7 protein-coding genes and 3 pseudogenes are annotated in these 14,778 nt (G+C 67.6%); 9 read left to right on the plus strand and 1 reads right to left on the minus strand.

The genetic code is table 11. From position 1 onward, the window contains the following. Positions 1–1,898: AAA family ATPase (locus D472_RS0115595; protein ID WP_017605409.1), on the plus strand; the 1,898-nt coding region annotated here is incomplete at its 5' end. Positions 1,899–2,138: 240 nt separating this feature from the next. Here D472_RS0115595 and D472_RS29320 read toward each other — a convergent pair. Then, positions 2,139–4,831 (minus strand): annotated as a pseudogene (locus tag D472_RS29320) (S8 family serine peptidase). 636 nt (positions 4,832–5,467) lie between these two features. Here D472_RS29320 and D472_RS0115605 point away from each other — a divergent pair. From D472_RS0115605 to D472_RS0115645, 8 genes and pseudogenes are all read left to right on the plus strand, one after another. After that, positions 5,468–6,469 (plus strand): ABC transporter substrate-binding protein, encoded by a 1,002-nt coding sequence (locus tag D472_RS0115605; RefSeq protein ID WP_017605410.1) that lies wholly within the window; start codon positions 5,468–5,470, stop codon positions 6,467–6,469. A 32-nt stretch (positions 6,470–6,501) separates the two neighbouring features. After that, positions 6,502–7,544 (plus strand): annotated as a pseudogene (locus tag D472_RS26810) (FecCD family ABC transporter permease). Positions 7,545–7,611: 67 nt separating this feature from the next. Beyond that, positions 7,612–8,825: pseudogene (gene ftsY / locus D472_RS26815) on the plus strand (signal recognition particle-docking protein FtsY). 345 nt (positions 8,826–9,170) lie between these two features. Continuing rightward, a complete protein-coding gene (locus D472_RS0115625; RefSeq protein ID WP_017605414.1) occupies positions 9,171–10,502 on the plus strand; it encodes an ammonium transporter in 1,332 nt (443 codons plus the stop codon). A gap of 405 nt (positions 10,503–10,907) precedes the next feature. Beyond that, positions 10,908–12,101, plus strand: coding sequence for a hypothetical protein (locus tag D472_RS0115630; RefSeq protein WP_026117733.1), 1,194 nt, complete (start codon positions 10,908–10,910; stop codon positions 12,099–12,101). Positions 12,102–12,185: 84 nt separating this feature from the next. After that, on the plus strand, positions 12,186–13,781 hold the full coding sequence (gene ffh, locus D472_RS0115635; RefSeq protein ID WP_017605416.1) for a signal recognition particle protein: 1,596 nt from the start codon (positions 12,186–12,188) through the stop codon (positions 13,779–13,781). Between the two features lie 211 nt (positions 13,782–13,992). Next, on the plus strand, positions 13,993–14,469 hold the full coding sequence (gene rpsP, locus D472_RS0115640) for a 30S ribosomal protein S16 (protein ID WP_017605417.1): 477 nt from the start codon (positions 13,993–13,995) through the stop codon (positions 14,467–14,469). Positions 14,470–14,471: 2 nt separating this feature from the next. Further along, positions 14,472–14,714: an RNA-binding protein gene (locus D472_RS0115645; RefSeq protein ID WP_017598215.1), complete on the plus strand. Its 243-nt coding sequence runs from the start codon at positions 14,472–14,474 to the stop codon at positions 14,712–14,714. The last annotated feature ends 64 nt before the right edge of the window (positions 14,715–14,778 follow it).

Consider the following 14,778-nt stretch of genomic DNA (forward strand, 5'->3'; position numbering starts at 1 on the left):
TGGCCGCTCTGGAACTGCTCAAGTCCGCCGACGCCGGGCGCGCCGGCATCGTGGTCGCTCGCGCGCTGCCCGCCGCGCCCCGTTCCACCTGGCCCGTGCTTCCTCGGGGATCGCGTTATGCCGCCGACGCCGTCACCACCTCAGACGACTTGAGCGACGCCGTCACGGCCCTGCTCGATCGGATGGTCCTGGCCCCGAGCACGCGCGAGGCCCTGGCCCTGGTGACCACGTTGCCCGAGGTACGCGCGGTCACCCCCGATGGCGACGTGTTCACCTCCGCCATGGTGCACGGTGGTACCGCCGCCGCACCCAGCCTGTTGGAGGTACAGGCCGCGGTCGACGAGGCCGCCGAACGTCTGGAGATCGCCACCGAGGCCGCCAAGCGGGTGGCGGCCGAGTTGGACGCAGCCAAACGTGAGCGCGCCGAGCTCGCCCGCGCCACCGAGGAACTCACCACCCGACGCCGGCAGAGCGACCGAAAACGCAACGAGGCCGCCCAACGGTTGGGCAAACTCGGTGGTCAAGCCCGCTCCGCCGAGGCCGAGTCCGAACGTTACGCGGTCGCCGCGGCCAAGGCCGCCGCCGTGCGCGATGAGGACGCCACCAAGCTCGAGCGGATGGAGTTGGAGCTGGCCGAGGCCGAGGAGATCGCCACCGCGGTGGAGGAGGAGGCACCCGACGCCGATCACCGGGACGAGTTGGCCGCCCTGGCCTCGAAGGCCCGCGCCACCGAGATGGAGCGTCGCCTGGCCGTACGCACCGCCGAGGAACGTGCGCGTTCCATCGCGGGCAAGGCCGAGGCGCTACTCGCTCAGGCCGCCGAGGAACGTCGGGCCCTCGAACGCGAGAGAGAGCGTCGACGCACCCGGGCCGCGCAGGCCACCGTCGCCCAGGCCGTCGCCGAGAGCGCTCGATCGGCCCTGGAACGGATCGCGGTCTCGCTGAGTGCGGCCGAGGCCGAACGCGCCACCGCCGAGGCCGAACGGGAGGCCCGCGACGGCGAGCTCAAGACGGTGCGCGCCCGTGTCCGGGAGCTGTCCGTGGAGATGGAGAAGCTCACCAGCTCCGCGCACAGTGGTGAGGTGGCCCGGGCCGAACGACGGTTGCGCCTGGAGCAGTTGGAGACCAAGGCGATGGAGGAATTGGGCGTGGACGTGCCTACGCTCATCGCCGAATATGGTCCCCGGGTCCCGGTGCCGCCACCCGCGGACGCCGGTGAGGACGCCGTCCCGCTTCCGTACGTGCGTGAGGTGCAGGCCAAGCGGCTCAAGACCGCCGAACGTCAGCTCAACCAGCTGGGCAAGATCAACCCGCTGGCATTGGAGGAGTTCGCGGCGTTGGAGGAACGGCACGCCTTCCTCAACGCGCAGTTGGAGGATCTGAAGAAGACCCGGCGCGACTTGATGGACATCGTCGCCGAGGTCGACGCTCGGGTCCAAGAGGTGTTCTCCTCCGCCTACCTGGACGTGGAACGAGAGTTCGCGGCGATCTTCGGCCGGCTCTTCCCCGGAGGTGAGGGCAAGTTGGTGCTGACCTCGCCCGAGGACATGTTGACCACCGGTATCGAGGTGGAGGCCAGACCGCCCGGCAAGAAGGTCAAACGGTTGTCGCTGCTGTCCGGTGGTGAGCGTTCGCTGACCGCGGTGGCGTTCCTCGCGGCGATCTTCAAGGCGCGACCCTCACCGTTCTACGTGATGGACGAGGTCGAGGCGGCCTTGGACGACACCAACCTGCAGCGTCTGCTGGTGATCTTCGAGGAGTTGCGGGCCTCCTCTCAACTCATCGTGATCACCCACCAAAAGCGCACGATGGAGGCGGCCGACGCGCTGTACGGCGTCACCATGCAGGGTGACGGTATCTCCCAGGTGATCAGTCAAAAGCTTGAACGGCCGGCCTGAACGGCCCTGGGGTAGGCGCTTGACCGAGTGAGGTGATAGCCGGACCCCCAAGTGAGAGAACGGAACCTTCTCCCCGAATCACGCTGTACGCGCGGGTGCGAAGCGGGTGGGGCCTCCGGGGGCCTCGCCCCGATCGCCCTCACCTCCACCACGGTGGCCGAAAGCCGTTCGTCGCCACGACCGAGGGCCGCCCTCGAAAGAGCGGCCCTCGTCATCGTTCGGTGATGCCCCTGTCAGGGATCAGCCGCGGTCGATGGTGATGACCGGGGAGGTCCAGCTCTCCCAGTGGTCCGGGTTGTCCGGGTCGCCGAGGGCCTTCAGGGCCCGGGCTTCCAGGCGGTAGGAACCGTCACGCACCTCGGTGGTCCGACCGTGGGAGTCGGTCACGGTGCCGTCCCACGGGTAGGCGAAGAACGCCGTGGGGGTGGCGTTGCGATTGACGTGGTCCACCGACACCGCGATATTGCGGTCCGGGTGCACCGGGCGACCGGTGCGCTCGTTGATCACGGTCATCTCCAGCTTGGTGACGTGGTGATCGAAGTGCGCGATCACGTACGGCACGTCGGGCAGACCGTCCACCCAGTCGAGGGTGTAGGCGGCGCCGCCCGGCTGGTTCTCGTAACTGCCGCCGTTACCGGCGCAGTCCAAGCCGAAGAAGGCCTCGCACTCGGTCATCTTGGTCAGCCACGGCAGTTCGTGCGTCTCGCCGTCCCCGTCGGTGATCGGGGTCATCGCGTCGATCGCCTGGTAGTCGCCGTTGTAGGCGGCGTAGGGCACACGGTAGGTGGTGTCCTCGCCCCCGATCTCGGCGATCTCGACATAACCGCCGTAGATCATCTGGCTCAGCTCATCGGCCGGCGGGGTGATGGTCACGTCCACGGAGGCGGACCGTCCGGCACCCACGGTCACCTTGGTCTGGCTGAAGGAGGCTTCGGCGAAGGCGTCGTTGAAGCTCGGCGTGAAGGTGTTGCCGTGGGTGCCCAGGGCCGGCGCGTGGGAGATCTCATAGGTGGTCTCGGCGTCACCGTCGTTGGTGATGGTGACGGTCTCGGTCACCGGACCCGAGGTGGCGCCCAGGGACAGCTTGCCGGGGGAGACGGCGGTGGTGGCCAGTACGGAGCCGGGGATGTCGAGCATTCCGGCGCCCTGACGGTGCACGTTGTCCAGTTCGCCCAGGTCCGGGTTGCCCCACCACAGGGTCGGGTCGGCCGAGTTCTGAAGAACGTCGCGCACCTGGTGGGCGTCCAGGTCCGGACGGGCCTCCAACAGGGTGGCGACACCACCGGCCACGTGCGGGGAGGACATCGAGGTTCCGCTCACGGTGGCGTAGCCGCCACGGAGGTTCCGCTCACGGTGGCGTAGCCGCCACGGGCCATCGGATAGGTGGAGTTGATCAGACCACCCGGGGCGCCGATGTCCGGCTTCAGGCTCAGGTCGGGGGAAAGGCCGTAGGAGCTGAAGCTACTGATCATCCCGCCGGTCGGGTTGGGGATCGTGGCCTCTTCGTCGGTCCAGGTGAGGGTGACGCTCTGGCCGTCCTCCAAGAGCTCCAGGAGGTGCGCTCCGGAGACGTCGGAGATACCGATGGAGAAGGCGCCCCGGTCGACGATGCCGCCTCCGGCGAACATGCCGGGCACGTTGTTGTACATCACCACACCGGTGGCACCGGCGTCGATGGCGGCGTCGTACTTCTCGGCGAAGGTGCACTCACCACGGACCATCAACGCGGTCTTGCCCTCGGGGTCGCCCTCGAGTTCGTCGCCCGCGGCCAGGCAACCTCGGCCGATGTGCACGAGTTCGTCGGTCTCCCCGGACGTGGGCGGCTCCGTGGCCTCGCCCATCTCCATGTAGGCGACGGTCTCCCCGCTCTGGGTGACCTCGGCGGCCGCCGAGCGGATGTGGGTGTTGTCGTAGGCGGCCACACCGATGACGTTCTCGCCCAGGCCGGGGGCGCCCGCCGAGTACAGGCCGGTGTCACCGGAGTTTCCGATGGAGGCGACCACGACCATGCCCTGGTCGACCAGGTTGTCGGAGGCGATGGCGGTCGGGTACTGCGGCCAGGAATGGGCCGAACCGATGCTCATGTTGAGCACGTCCATGTCATCGGCCAGGGCCCGCTCCATGGCGGCGATCATGATGTCGGCGGTGGTGGAACCGGTGCAGCCGAAGACCTTGTAGGCACCGAAGACGACGTCGGGAGCCACACCGGTGACTTCGCCCTCGGCGCCGACGATGCCGGCGACGTGCGTGCCATGGCCGTTGCAGTCCTGCGGGTCATCGCCCGGGACCGGCACGGCGTTGTCCGGGTCGCCGGCGTTGAAGTCATCGCCCACGAAGTCGTATCCGGCCACCACGCGTTCGGTGGGGAAATCGCCGGGTCCGCCTAGATCCGGGTGGGTGTAGTCGACACCGGTGTCCATGATGGCCACGCGCAGGCCCGCACCGGTCAGGCCGAGCTCGCTCTGGGCGACGTCGGCACCGGTCATGCCCAGCGCCGTGTCCATTTCGGGCTCGTTGTCGTTCAACTCCGGGATGTCGTAGCGCATGACCGGATGAATGGCGGCCACACCGGGGATCTCCCGGGCCGAACTGACCTGGTCGTCCTCCATTTCCACGGAGATGCCGTTCCACAGTTCGCTGAAGGAGAGGCGCTCGGAGTATTCGAGTCCGTGTTCCTCGGCTTCGGCGTGGAACTCGGTGTGTTCGTCGTCGATGCGCTTGGAGGAGGTGCCCTCGGTGGTGGGCGGACTCTCCAATTCGATGAACCAAAGATCCTGCACCTGATGGGTGAGTTCACCGTTCCCTGCGGTGGGAGCGGGGTGCAAAGGAGCCAGGCCCCGTTCCTCGTCCGCACCGGCGGGGGCGGCCGCGACCAGAGCGGCCATGAGTGTCAACCCGGCGAGTGAGGCCAAGCGTGAGCGGTGGGGTACCACCTTGTCAACACATCCCTTCTCGTGCGCGCCTCAGGACGGAGGGGGAAGGGCGATCCGCCGAGCATGGAGTACACACACGGGGGGATACGCCGCTAAGTGTCCATATTCGGATAATCGGCGCGCATGGCAACGAGATCATTGCTGTGTGCGACGTTGGGTGTCAATGTTCATTCAGACTCAATATGGCCACATGGTGGAACGAAGTGTCTGGTGTCCCATCTGGGGCCGCAGAGGTAAGTAAACCGGATGAAAGACCACTTCTAGCGACATACACCTCGAAAGCGGTCGGTGGAATTCGGTCGATGAAAGTGGGCCGTTTCACCGAAGGATTTCGTCCGGAACGAAGGATGCGCAGGTCGCGGCAGGTTTCACCCTCCTGGTCGGCCCCGGGGCGCCGACCAGTACAGTGAAGGGGTCGTGTCGTCCCACCCGACGGCACGACCGGTGTCGAACGAGCGAAGTCCGGTACACGGCCATATTCGGCCGCCAACCCGGCGCTGTCCCGCAACTGTGGAGCCCCGTCATACGGGGACGAGCCAGGTCGCCTCATCGACGCCGACGTCACCAGTCCTCGTGGGAAGGACCGGCCGTCCCTACGGGGCCGTGCTCCTCCCCGTACGTTCTCGAAGGAGCACCGTGCGGATCACCCGCCGACTTCCCGTCGCGTTCCTGGGCCTCACCCTGGCCCTCACCGCCTGCGGTACCGATGCCTCAGAGCCCGAAGACGCGGAGGAGGCCACCACCGAGACGGCCTCCGCCGATTGCGGCGCCCCCGAGGCGCCCGCGGACCGTGCCCCCATCGGTGACGGCACCTTCCCGGTCACCGTCACCGACGCCCTCGGGGAGGTCACCGTGGAAGAGGCCCCCGAACGCATCGTCTCGCTCTCGCCCAGCAACACCGAAAGCCTCTTCGCGATCGGAGCCGGAGACCAGGTCGAAGCGGTCGACGAGTTCTCCGACCACCCGGAAGAGGCCCCCACCACGGATCTGAGCGGGTTCATCCCCAACGTCGAGGCCATCAGCGAGTACGACCCGGACCTGGTCATCCTCTCCGACAGTGCCATCGACACCGCCGAGCAGCTCGTCGCGGTCGACATCCCCACCCTCGTGCTACCCGGCGCCACCGACCTGGAGGACGTCTACGCTCAGACCCGCCTACTCGGTGAGGTCACCGGCAACACCGAGGAGGCCGACACCGAGGCCGACCGGATCGAGACCGAGTTCAACGAGGTCGTCGAGGCCGCCTGTGCCGAACTGGGTGATACCGTGCTCACCTTCTACCAGGAGCTGGACGAGACCCTGTTCTCCGCTACCTCGGCCACCTTCGTGGGCCAGATCTACGACGCCTTCGGACTGAGGAACATCGCCGACCAGGCCGCCGACGGCGAGAGCGGTGGCTATCCGCAGCTGTCCACGGAGTTCGTGGTCGAGGAGAACCCGGACCTGATCTTCGTCTCCTATGGCGATGAGTCCACGATCGAGGCCATCGCCGAGCGTCCCGCGTTCGACACGGTGGCCGCCGTCGAGAACGACGCCGTCCACCTGCTCGACGCCGACATCGCTTCCCGCTGGGGTCCGCGCGTGGTCGACTTCGCCGAACTGGTCGGCGAGGCCGTCAAGGAGAGCGCCGGCCGGTAGGTCCGGCCGGTGAGCACGGAGGGGCGAGGCAAGTGAAGGGTTTCGCGACCCGGTACGGCTGGTTGCCGATCGGGGCCGTGGCGCTGTGCGCGGCCGCGCTTTTCGGCATCTCCGCCGGGGCGGCCTCCCTGACCTGGATCGACATCCTCCGGCACATGCTCAGCCTGCTGCCGTTCGGCGGGGTCGAAACATCCCTGACCGAACGGCAGGCGGGNAGCAGGCGCTGCTCATGGAACTGCGCCTGCCCCGGGTGGTGATGGGCGCGGTGGTCGGCGCCCTCCTGGCCACCGCCGGTGGCGCCTACCAGGGAGTCTTCCGCAACCCCTTGGCCGACCCCTACCTCCTCGGCGCGGCCGCTGGAGCCGGGCTCGGCGCCACCCTGATCATGGTGTTCGGTCCAGACCTCGCCCCCGACCCGAGAGCGCTGGTCCCCTTGGCGGCCTTCATCGGAGCTCTCCTGGGCGTGGCCACCGCCTACCTCCTCGGCTCCACGGCCGGAGGCGGAGGTACGGCCGCTCTGGTCCTGGCCGGGGTGGCCGTCTCCTCCTTCCTCTCCGCGGCCCAGACCCTCGTCCAACAGATGGGCGTCGACCAGCTTCAGCGCATCTACGCCTGGTTGCTGGGCGGTCTGGGGCGGGGCGGCTGGGACGACCTGCGGCTCATCGCCCCCTACGCCGTGGTGGGCCTGGTCGTGCTCTTGCTGTGCGGTCACCTGCTGGACATGCTCGCCCTGGGCGACGACAAGGCGGTCAGCCTGGGGCTGAGCCCCGCCATGGTGCGGATGGTGGTCATCGCCGCGGCCTCCCTGGCCACCGCGGCGGCGGTGTCGGTGAGCGGCCTCATCGGATTCGTCGGCATCGTGGTTCCGCACATCGTGCGCCGCCTGGTGGGTTCCGACTATCGGGCGATCCTGCCGATGACGGTGCTGGCCGGCGGTGCCTTCCTGGTCCTGGTCGACATCGTGGCGCGCACCATCGTCTCCCCCGCCGAGTTGCCCATCGGTGTGGTCACCGCCTTCCTCGGCGCGCCCTTTTTCATCCTCATTCTGCGTACGACACGTCACCGGGGCACCTGAACGAACCCGGCACACCACCGTGGTGTGATGCGAACGCGTGGAGCACTCTGGGAGACTGTTCCACGCTATGGACATCACCTTGCTCGTAAGCATCATCGTTGTCGTCGCCCTCCTGGCGGTCAGCGGGTTCTACCTGGTCAGGACCCGACGCTCGGTTACGCCGGGCAAGGAGGAGACCAGACCCGAGGTCGCCCCGCCGCCCAGGACCGCGCCCCCCGAAGAGGACCGGGAACGGGACGAGGGGGCGGTACGCACGCCTCCCGCCCAGGCCCCTCCGGTGGAGGAGGTCGAACCCGAGACGCCGGCGGAGCCCGCGGCTCCCGAGGTCGAGACCCCGCCCCCGTCGGCCGGACGCATGGTCCGTCTGCGTGCCCGCCTCGCCCGCTCCCAGAGCTCTTTGGGCCAAGGCCTGCTCAACCTGCTCTCCGCCAAGAACCTCGACGAGGACGCCTGGGAGGAAATCGAGGACACTCTGATCACCGCCGACATCGGAGTGACCTCGGCCACTCAGATCGTCGAGAACCTGCGCACCCGGGTCAAGGTGCTCGGCACCCGCAACACCGAAGAGGTACGCACCCTGCTGCGCGAAGAACTTCTCCAGCAGCTCGGTGCCGACACCGACCGTTCGGTGCGCACCGAACCGCACGGTGACCGCCCGGCGGTGATCATGATCGTCGGTGTCAATGGCACCGGAAAGACCACCACCTCCGGCAAGCTCGCCCGTGTCCTGGTCGGTGACGGACGCAGCGTCGTACTCGGCGCCGCCGACACCTTCCGTGCCGCGGCGAGCGAACAACTCCAGACCTGGGGTTCGCGGGTGGGCGCCCCGGTGGTGCGCAAGGAGGAGGGGGCCGACCCCGCCAGTGTCGCCTTCGACGCGGTCGCACGCGGTATGGCGGGGGGGGGGGNCGCGGTATGGCGGACGGTGTCGACACCGTCATCATCGACACCGCCGGACGCTTGCACACCAAGGCCGGACTCATGGACGAGCTCGGCAAGGTCAAGCGTGTGGTGGAGAAGAAGACCCAGGTCGATGAGGTCCTCCTCGTACTGGACGCGACCACCGGCCAGAACGGTCTGCGTCAGGCGCGCGTCTTCGCGGAGGTCGTCAACGTGACCGGCATCGCGCTGACCAAGCTCGACGGCACCGCCAAGGGCGGCATCATCGTCCAAGTCCAGCGTGAGCTGGGTGTTCCGGTCAAGCTCGTCGGGCTCGGCGAGGGCCCCGACGATCTGGCTCCCTTCGACCCCGAGGTCTTCGTGGACGCGATCTTGGGCTGATCAGAGAACAATCGACGGTCGAAGCGGCCGGGCCCTCGGAAACGGGGCGCTCGGCCGCTTTTTCTTCCTTCCCCTGGCTCCGAGGGCCAGGCCTGGTCCACCGAGCCCGGGGAGGCCCCGCCCCTCCGTGTTTCGCGAGCCCGTGGCTTCGACCACGGGTGGTTGACATCCCCTTAACACCACCGCGTGCCCTTTTACATGGGCGCAACACCAGGAATCACCTCGAGAAACACCCTGGCCGGAGAGTGGTCGCCGTGGTGATCCGAAACGGGCCCGACGAAGCGCTCGCCGACCTTCGCCTTCACCACCAGGTGATTCCCCCGTTCGTTCCATGGAGGCGACGAAATGATCGACACCGGCAACACCGCGTGGTTGCTGATGAGCGCCGCGCTGGTGATGCTCATGACTCCGGGGCTGGCCTTCTTCTACGGAGGCATGTCGCGAGCCAAGAGCGTCCTCAACATGATGCTGATGAGCTTCAGCAGCATCGCGATCGTCAGTGTCCTGTGGGTGCTCATCGGCCACTCACTGACCTACGCTCCCGGGTACGGCGCCCTGGAGGCGTTCATCGGCGGATTCGACTACGTCGGACTCGGCGGCATCCTCACCGAGGTCGATGGGGATGGCGGTTATCCTCTGCTCGTCGACGCCGGATTCCAGCTGATGTTCGCGGTCATCACCGTGGCCCTGATCAGTGGTGCGATCGCCGACCGGGCCAAGTTCGGCGCCTGGTTGTTCTTCGCCCCGATCTGGGCACTATTGGTCTACTTCCCCGTCGCCCACTGGGTTTGGGGCGGTGGCTGGATCGCGAGCACGCACGAGTGGGCCGGCCTGCCCGAGGTCATCGACTTCGCCGGCGGTACCGCCGTTCACATCAACGCCGGCGCCGCCGCCTTGGCCCTGGTCCTGGTCCTGGGTCGCCGCAAGGGGTTCGGCTCCGAGTCGATGCGTCCGCACAACCTGCCGTTCGTACTGTTGGGCGCCGCCCTACTGTGGTTCGGCTGGTTCGGTTTCAACGGCGGCTCCGCCTACGCCGCCAACGAACAGGCCGCCTTGGCCTTGGTCAACACCCAGGTGGCCACCGCCGCCGCCACGGCCGCCTGGATGCTCGTCGAACGTCTTCGCTACGGCAAGGTCAGTGCCCTGGGCTTCGCCTCCGGCGCCATCGCCGGTCTGGTCGCGATCACCCCGGCGGCCGCCAACGTCACCCCGGTCGGCGCGATCGTCGTCGGCGCCCTGTCCGGTGCCATCTGCGCCTACGCCATCAGCTGGAAGTTCCGGTTCAAGTACGACGACGCCCTCGACGTGGTCGGTATCCACCTGGTCGGCGGGATCGTCGGCTGTCTGGCTCTCGGCTTCATCGCCTCGGCGGCGGTCCCCGGTGGCGGTGACGCCGGCCTGCTCTACGGCGGTGGTTTCGGCCTCCTCGCGGCCCAGGCCATCTCGGTCCTCGGCGTCATGCTCTACACCTTCGTCCTCACCTGGATCATCGCCAAGGTGATCGACGTCGTCATCGGGTTCCGTATCCCGGAGGAGGTCGAGACCAACGGCCTCGACCACGAGCTGCACTCCGAATCGGCCTACGCCTTCGACGAACTCGACGAGGGGAAGGAAGAAGCGATCTCCTCGCCGACGCCTCCGGGTGAGGAGACGACCTCATCGCGGGTCGGGTCCTAGCCTCAGCGTCGAGGTGATGGACCTGGAACCGTTGACGCGGTGAGGTGGATCAGGGGCCGGTGGGCGACACCCCATCGGCCCCGTTCACGTCTTCGGACCCCATCTGCAGAGCATTGCCCCAGCATGCCGGGTACATGTACTCATTCATGAGGACTTGTTGGACATGACCCCTGTCGGCGTTCGGTACTCTTTCGGAGCGGTACGACGGCCCGACCCCGCTCAGGGAAGCGGGCACCGACGGGCGCCCCGGAACGCCCTCGGAGCCGGTGGGGACCGGCGGGACACGTACCCACATCCCATGCCGGGGAGCGTTGGGCGACCGCCAAGGAGCCGGGGCCCTCCCCGATGACTCACTTCACGCCGATTCGTATCAGCACCCCAATGCTGATGGGGTCAGGAGGCAAGATGGTGCCGGTTACTCGCAACAGGGGCCGAAGGAGCGGGCGCTTGGCGCTCGCGGCGGTGGGCACGATCGCCGCGCTGGGCCTGGCCGGGTGCTCCCTCGGAGGTGAGGAGGAGGCGGAGGAACCCGCCACCGAGACCACCGAGACGGTAGACGCGGCACCCCTGCTCGAGGAGGCTTTGGCCGACCTCGCCGACTATCCGGCGCTGACCGCCACCGGCCAGATCGCCGCGTCCGTGGGCGCCGACGTGCAGGAGACGGACCTCACCGTCGCCGATGGGGGCGCGACTCGCGGCACCTTCCAGGTCAATGGAGCCGAAGCCGAGGTGCTCGCGGCGGACAGCAAGTTGTTCCTGCGTGCTCAAGAGGAGTTCTGGCTGGACCGGAGCGTCTTCGGCCCCGACAGCGGAGCCTTCGAGGGTAATTGGGTGCGCTCCTCCCCTCGGCACGCGGGCCTGAACCCCTCCAGCACGCTGGCGCCGCCCGCGCTCGCCGAGATCCTCGGTGGGATGGAGTTGGAGGACGACCAGGCGGTGGAGGAGAACCTCGACGGAACGCGCACGCACCGGATCAGTCTGGCCGGGGAGCGCAACCAGCTGTGGATCGACGCCGAGACCGGTCAGATCGTGCGCATCGCGATCGAAGAGCTCGTTCCCGAGGGGGCCGAGACCGGTCCGCAGGTCCGTCTCGACCTGGCGGAGGTGGACCAGACGGGGGCGGAAGAGCTCTACACGGGGCTGACCACCGTCGTCGAGGAAGGGCTCACCGACTCCCGTGACGTGCGGATCGAGGTCGCCTGGCAGGGTGAGGCCGGCATGACCTGTGACGAGGGACCCAGCTGCACCTGGTCCGGTACCGTGCACGACGCCGGGACCGAAGGCAGCGGCACGGTTCTGGTCCGTATGGACGTCACCTTCACCAACGAGGAGCTCGGCACCAAGGAGTGCTCGGAGTCGGGTTCACTGGAGGCCGGTGGCACCCTCGAGCTGTCCTGCGGGGTCGACTACGACGTCACCAGCACCGACGCCGAGGAGTACAGTGTCGACGCCGACGCGATCCTGTCCACCCGTGGGCTGAGCGGGGACCAACAGCAGGAGATGCTCGCCGCGCTGGCCGAGCAGCGTGAGGCCACGCTGTCCGGTGGCGAGGAAGAAGGTGCCGGGGAAGGCACCGAGGAGGACGAAGGGGGTCAGTGACCCTCGACGCCCGGGGTGCGGTCGGGGTGCACACGGGCGGGTAGGCTAGGAAGCCGATTCCGAGACGAAGGACTGGCTGAACTCGTGTTCGAGACGCTTTCCGACCGGCTGACATCGGTCTTCTCCTCGCTGCGCGGCAAGGGGCGCCTGTCCGAGGAGGACATCAACGCGACCGCGCGCGAGATCCGTCTCGCGCTGTTGGAGGCGGACGTCGCGCTGCCGGTGGTCCGCGAATTCATCGCGCGGATCAAGGAGCGCGCCCGCGGCGAAGAGGTGTCCAAAGCCCTCAACCCCGCCCAGCAGGTCATCAAGATCGTCAACGAGGAACTGGTCGAGATCCTCGGTGGGCAGACTCGGCAGATCCGGTTCGCCAAGACGGCGCCCACCGTGATCATGCTCGCGGGTCTGCAGGGTGCCGGTAAGACCACCCTGGCGGGCAAGCTGGCCAAGTGGCTCGCCGCCGACCGCAACACCCCGCTGTTGGTCGCAGCGGACCTTCAGCGCCCCAACGCCGTCACTCAGCTCCAGGTCGTCGGTGAGCGCGCGGGCACCCCGGTGTTCGCTCCCGAACCGGGTAACGGTGTCGGTGACCCGGTGAACGTGGCTCGCGAGTCCATCGAGCACGCGCGGCGCAACAACCACAACATCGTCATCATCGACACCGCCGGTCGTCTCGGTGTGGACACCGAGATGATGCAGCAGGCCGCGGACATCCGTGACGCCGTCGAGCCCGACGAGATCGTCTTCGTCGTCGACGCGATGATCGGTCAGGACGCGGTCAACACAGCCCAGGCGTTCCTGGACGGCGTCGGTTACGACGCGGTGGCGCTCACCAAGCTCGACGGTGACGCCCGTGGTGGTGCGGCCCTGTCCATCAGGCACATCACCGGCCGTCCGATCATGTTCGCGTCCACGGGTGAAAAGCTCGAGGACTTCGATCTCTTCCACCCGGACCGGATGGCCTCGCGCATCCTGGACATGGGTGACGTCCTCACGCTCATCGAACAGGCGCAGCGCACGTTCGATGAGGCCGAGGTCGAGAAGATGGCCTCGACCATGGCCTCGGACGAGGACTTCACGCTCAACGACTTCCTCGAGCAGATGAAGATGGTCCGCAAGCTCGGCCCGATCGGCAACCTGCTCGGGATGATGCCCGGCATGGGGCAGATGCGCGAGCAGATCGACAGCATCGACGACAAGTCCCTGGACCGGATCCAGGCGATCATCCAGTCGATGACGCCGGCCGAGCGCACCAACCCCAAGATGATCAACGGTTCGCGCCGGTTGCGCATCGCCAACGGTTCGGGCACTCAGGTCGGTGACGTCAACGGTCTGGTGACTCGATTCTTCGAGGCGCAGAAGATGATGCGCAAGATGAAGAGCGGCGGCGGAATGCCTGGTATGCCTGGTATGCCGGGCATGGGTGGTGGCAAGAAGGCCAAGAAGCCGAAGAAGGCCAAGAAGGGCAAGCAGCGCAGCGGCAATCCGATGAAGGCCCGTCAGCAGGAGGCCGAACGCGCCGCTGAGCGTCAGCGCCGCCAGGAGGAGCCGCAGCAGATGCCGCAGCTGCCTCCGGGGCTGGGGGGCAGCGGTCCTTCGCCCACCCTCCCGCCCGGTCTTGGTGGTCCCGCCATGCCGGATCTGTCGAACTTCAAGCTCGGCAAGGGCAAGAAGGAATAGGCGGCCGAACGGGCCCGGGGAATGTGACCGGGCTCGTTCTGTGTCCTGTCCAAGGAACATGCCGGCGTCTGGCACAATGAGGAGTCGACTAACGGCGGCGGGCCGGCCCTCTAACTAGCCTTCCGCCCACGTCCTGCCTCGACGGGTTCCACAACCCCACGTGGTCCGCCGTCAGGCGCCTAACACCGTTATTCGGGAGAAGACCACTCCAGTGGCTGTCAAACTGAAGCTCAAGCGTATGGGTAAGATCCGTGCGCCCCAGTACCGTGTCATCGTCGCCGACGCCCGCAGCAAGCGTGACGGCAAGGCGATCGAGGAGATCGGCAAGTACCACCCCAAGGAGCACCCGAGCCTCATCGAGATCGACTCCGAGCGGGCCCAGTACTGGCTGTCCGTGGGCGCCCAGCCCTCCGACGCGGTGAAGGTCCTCCTGCGCAAGACCGGTGACTGGCAGAAGTTCAAGGGCCTGGCGGCCCCGGCTCCGCTCCAGGTCGCCGAGGCCAAGGACCCGGAGGCCGAAGAGGCCGCCTTCCAGGCCGCGCTCAAGGAGCTCGTGCTCCCGGGCCAGGAGAAGAAGGCCAACAAGAAGGCCGAGAAGGCCGAGAAGGCCGAGAAGAAGGCGGACAAGGCTGCCGAGACCGGCACCGAGAACGCTGAGGCTGAGAAGAAGTCCGAGGGCGAGGCCTGATCGTGCTGGAAGAGGCGCTTGAGCACCTCGTGAAGGGGATCGTCGCGAACTCCGATGACGTCCAGGTGCGAGCCAGACGGCTCCGCAAGGGCAAGGTTCTGGAGGTGCGGGTCCACCCTGACGACCTGGGCAAGGTGATCGGCCGTAATGGCCGTACCGCCAAGGCGCTGCGGACCGTCATCGGCTCGCTCGCCGGTGGTCGTTACGTGCGCGTGGACCTGTTGGACCTACACGAAGTGCGCTGACGCGTCTCTCGGGGCGCCGACCACGGACGGTCGGCGCCCCGCAGTCGTGCCCGGGTACCGAGCC

Source organism: Nocardiopsis alkaliphila YIM 80379 (assembly GCF_000341005.1).
GTDB lineage: Bacteria > Actinomycetota > Actinomycetes > Streptosporangiales > Streptosporangiaceae > Nocardiopsis > Nocardiopsis alkaliphila.

Coding starts and splice junctions, on each gene's coding strand:
- D472_RS0115625 (WP_017605414.1), top strand. CDS start 9,171: ATGATCGACACCGGCAACACCGCGTGGTTGCTGATGAGCGCCGCGCTG.
- D472_RS0115630 (WP_026117733.1), top strand. CDS start 10,908: ATGGTGCCGGTTACTCGCAACAGGGGCCGAAGGAGCGGGCGCTTGGCG.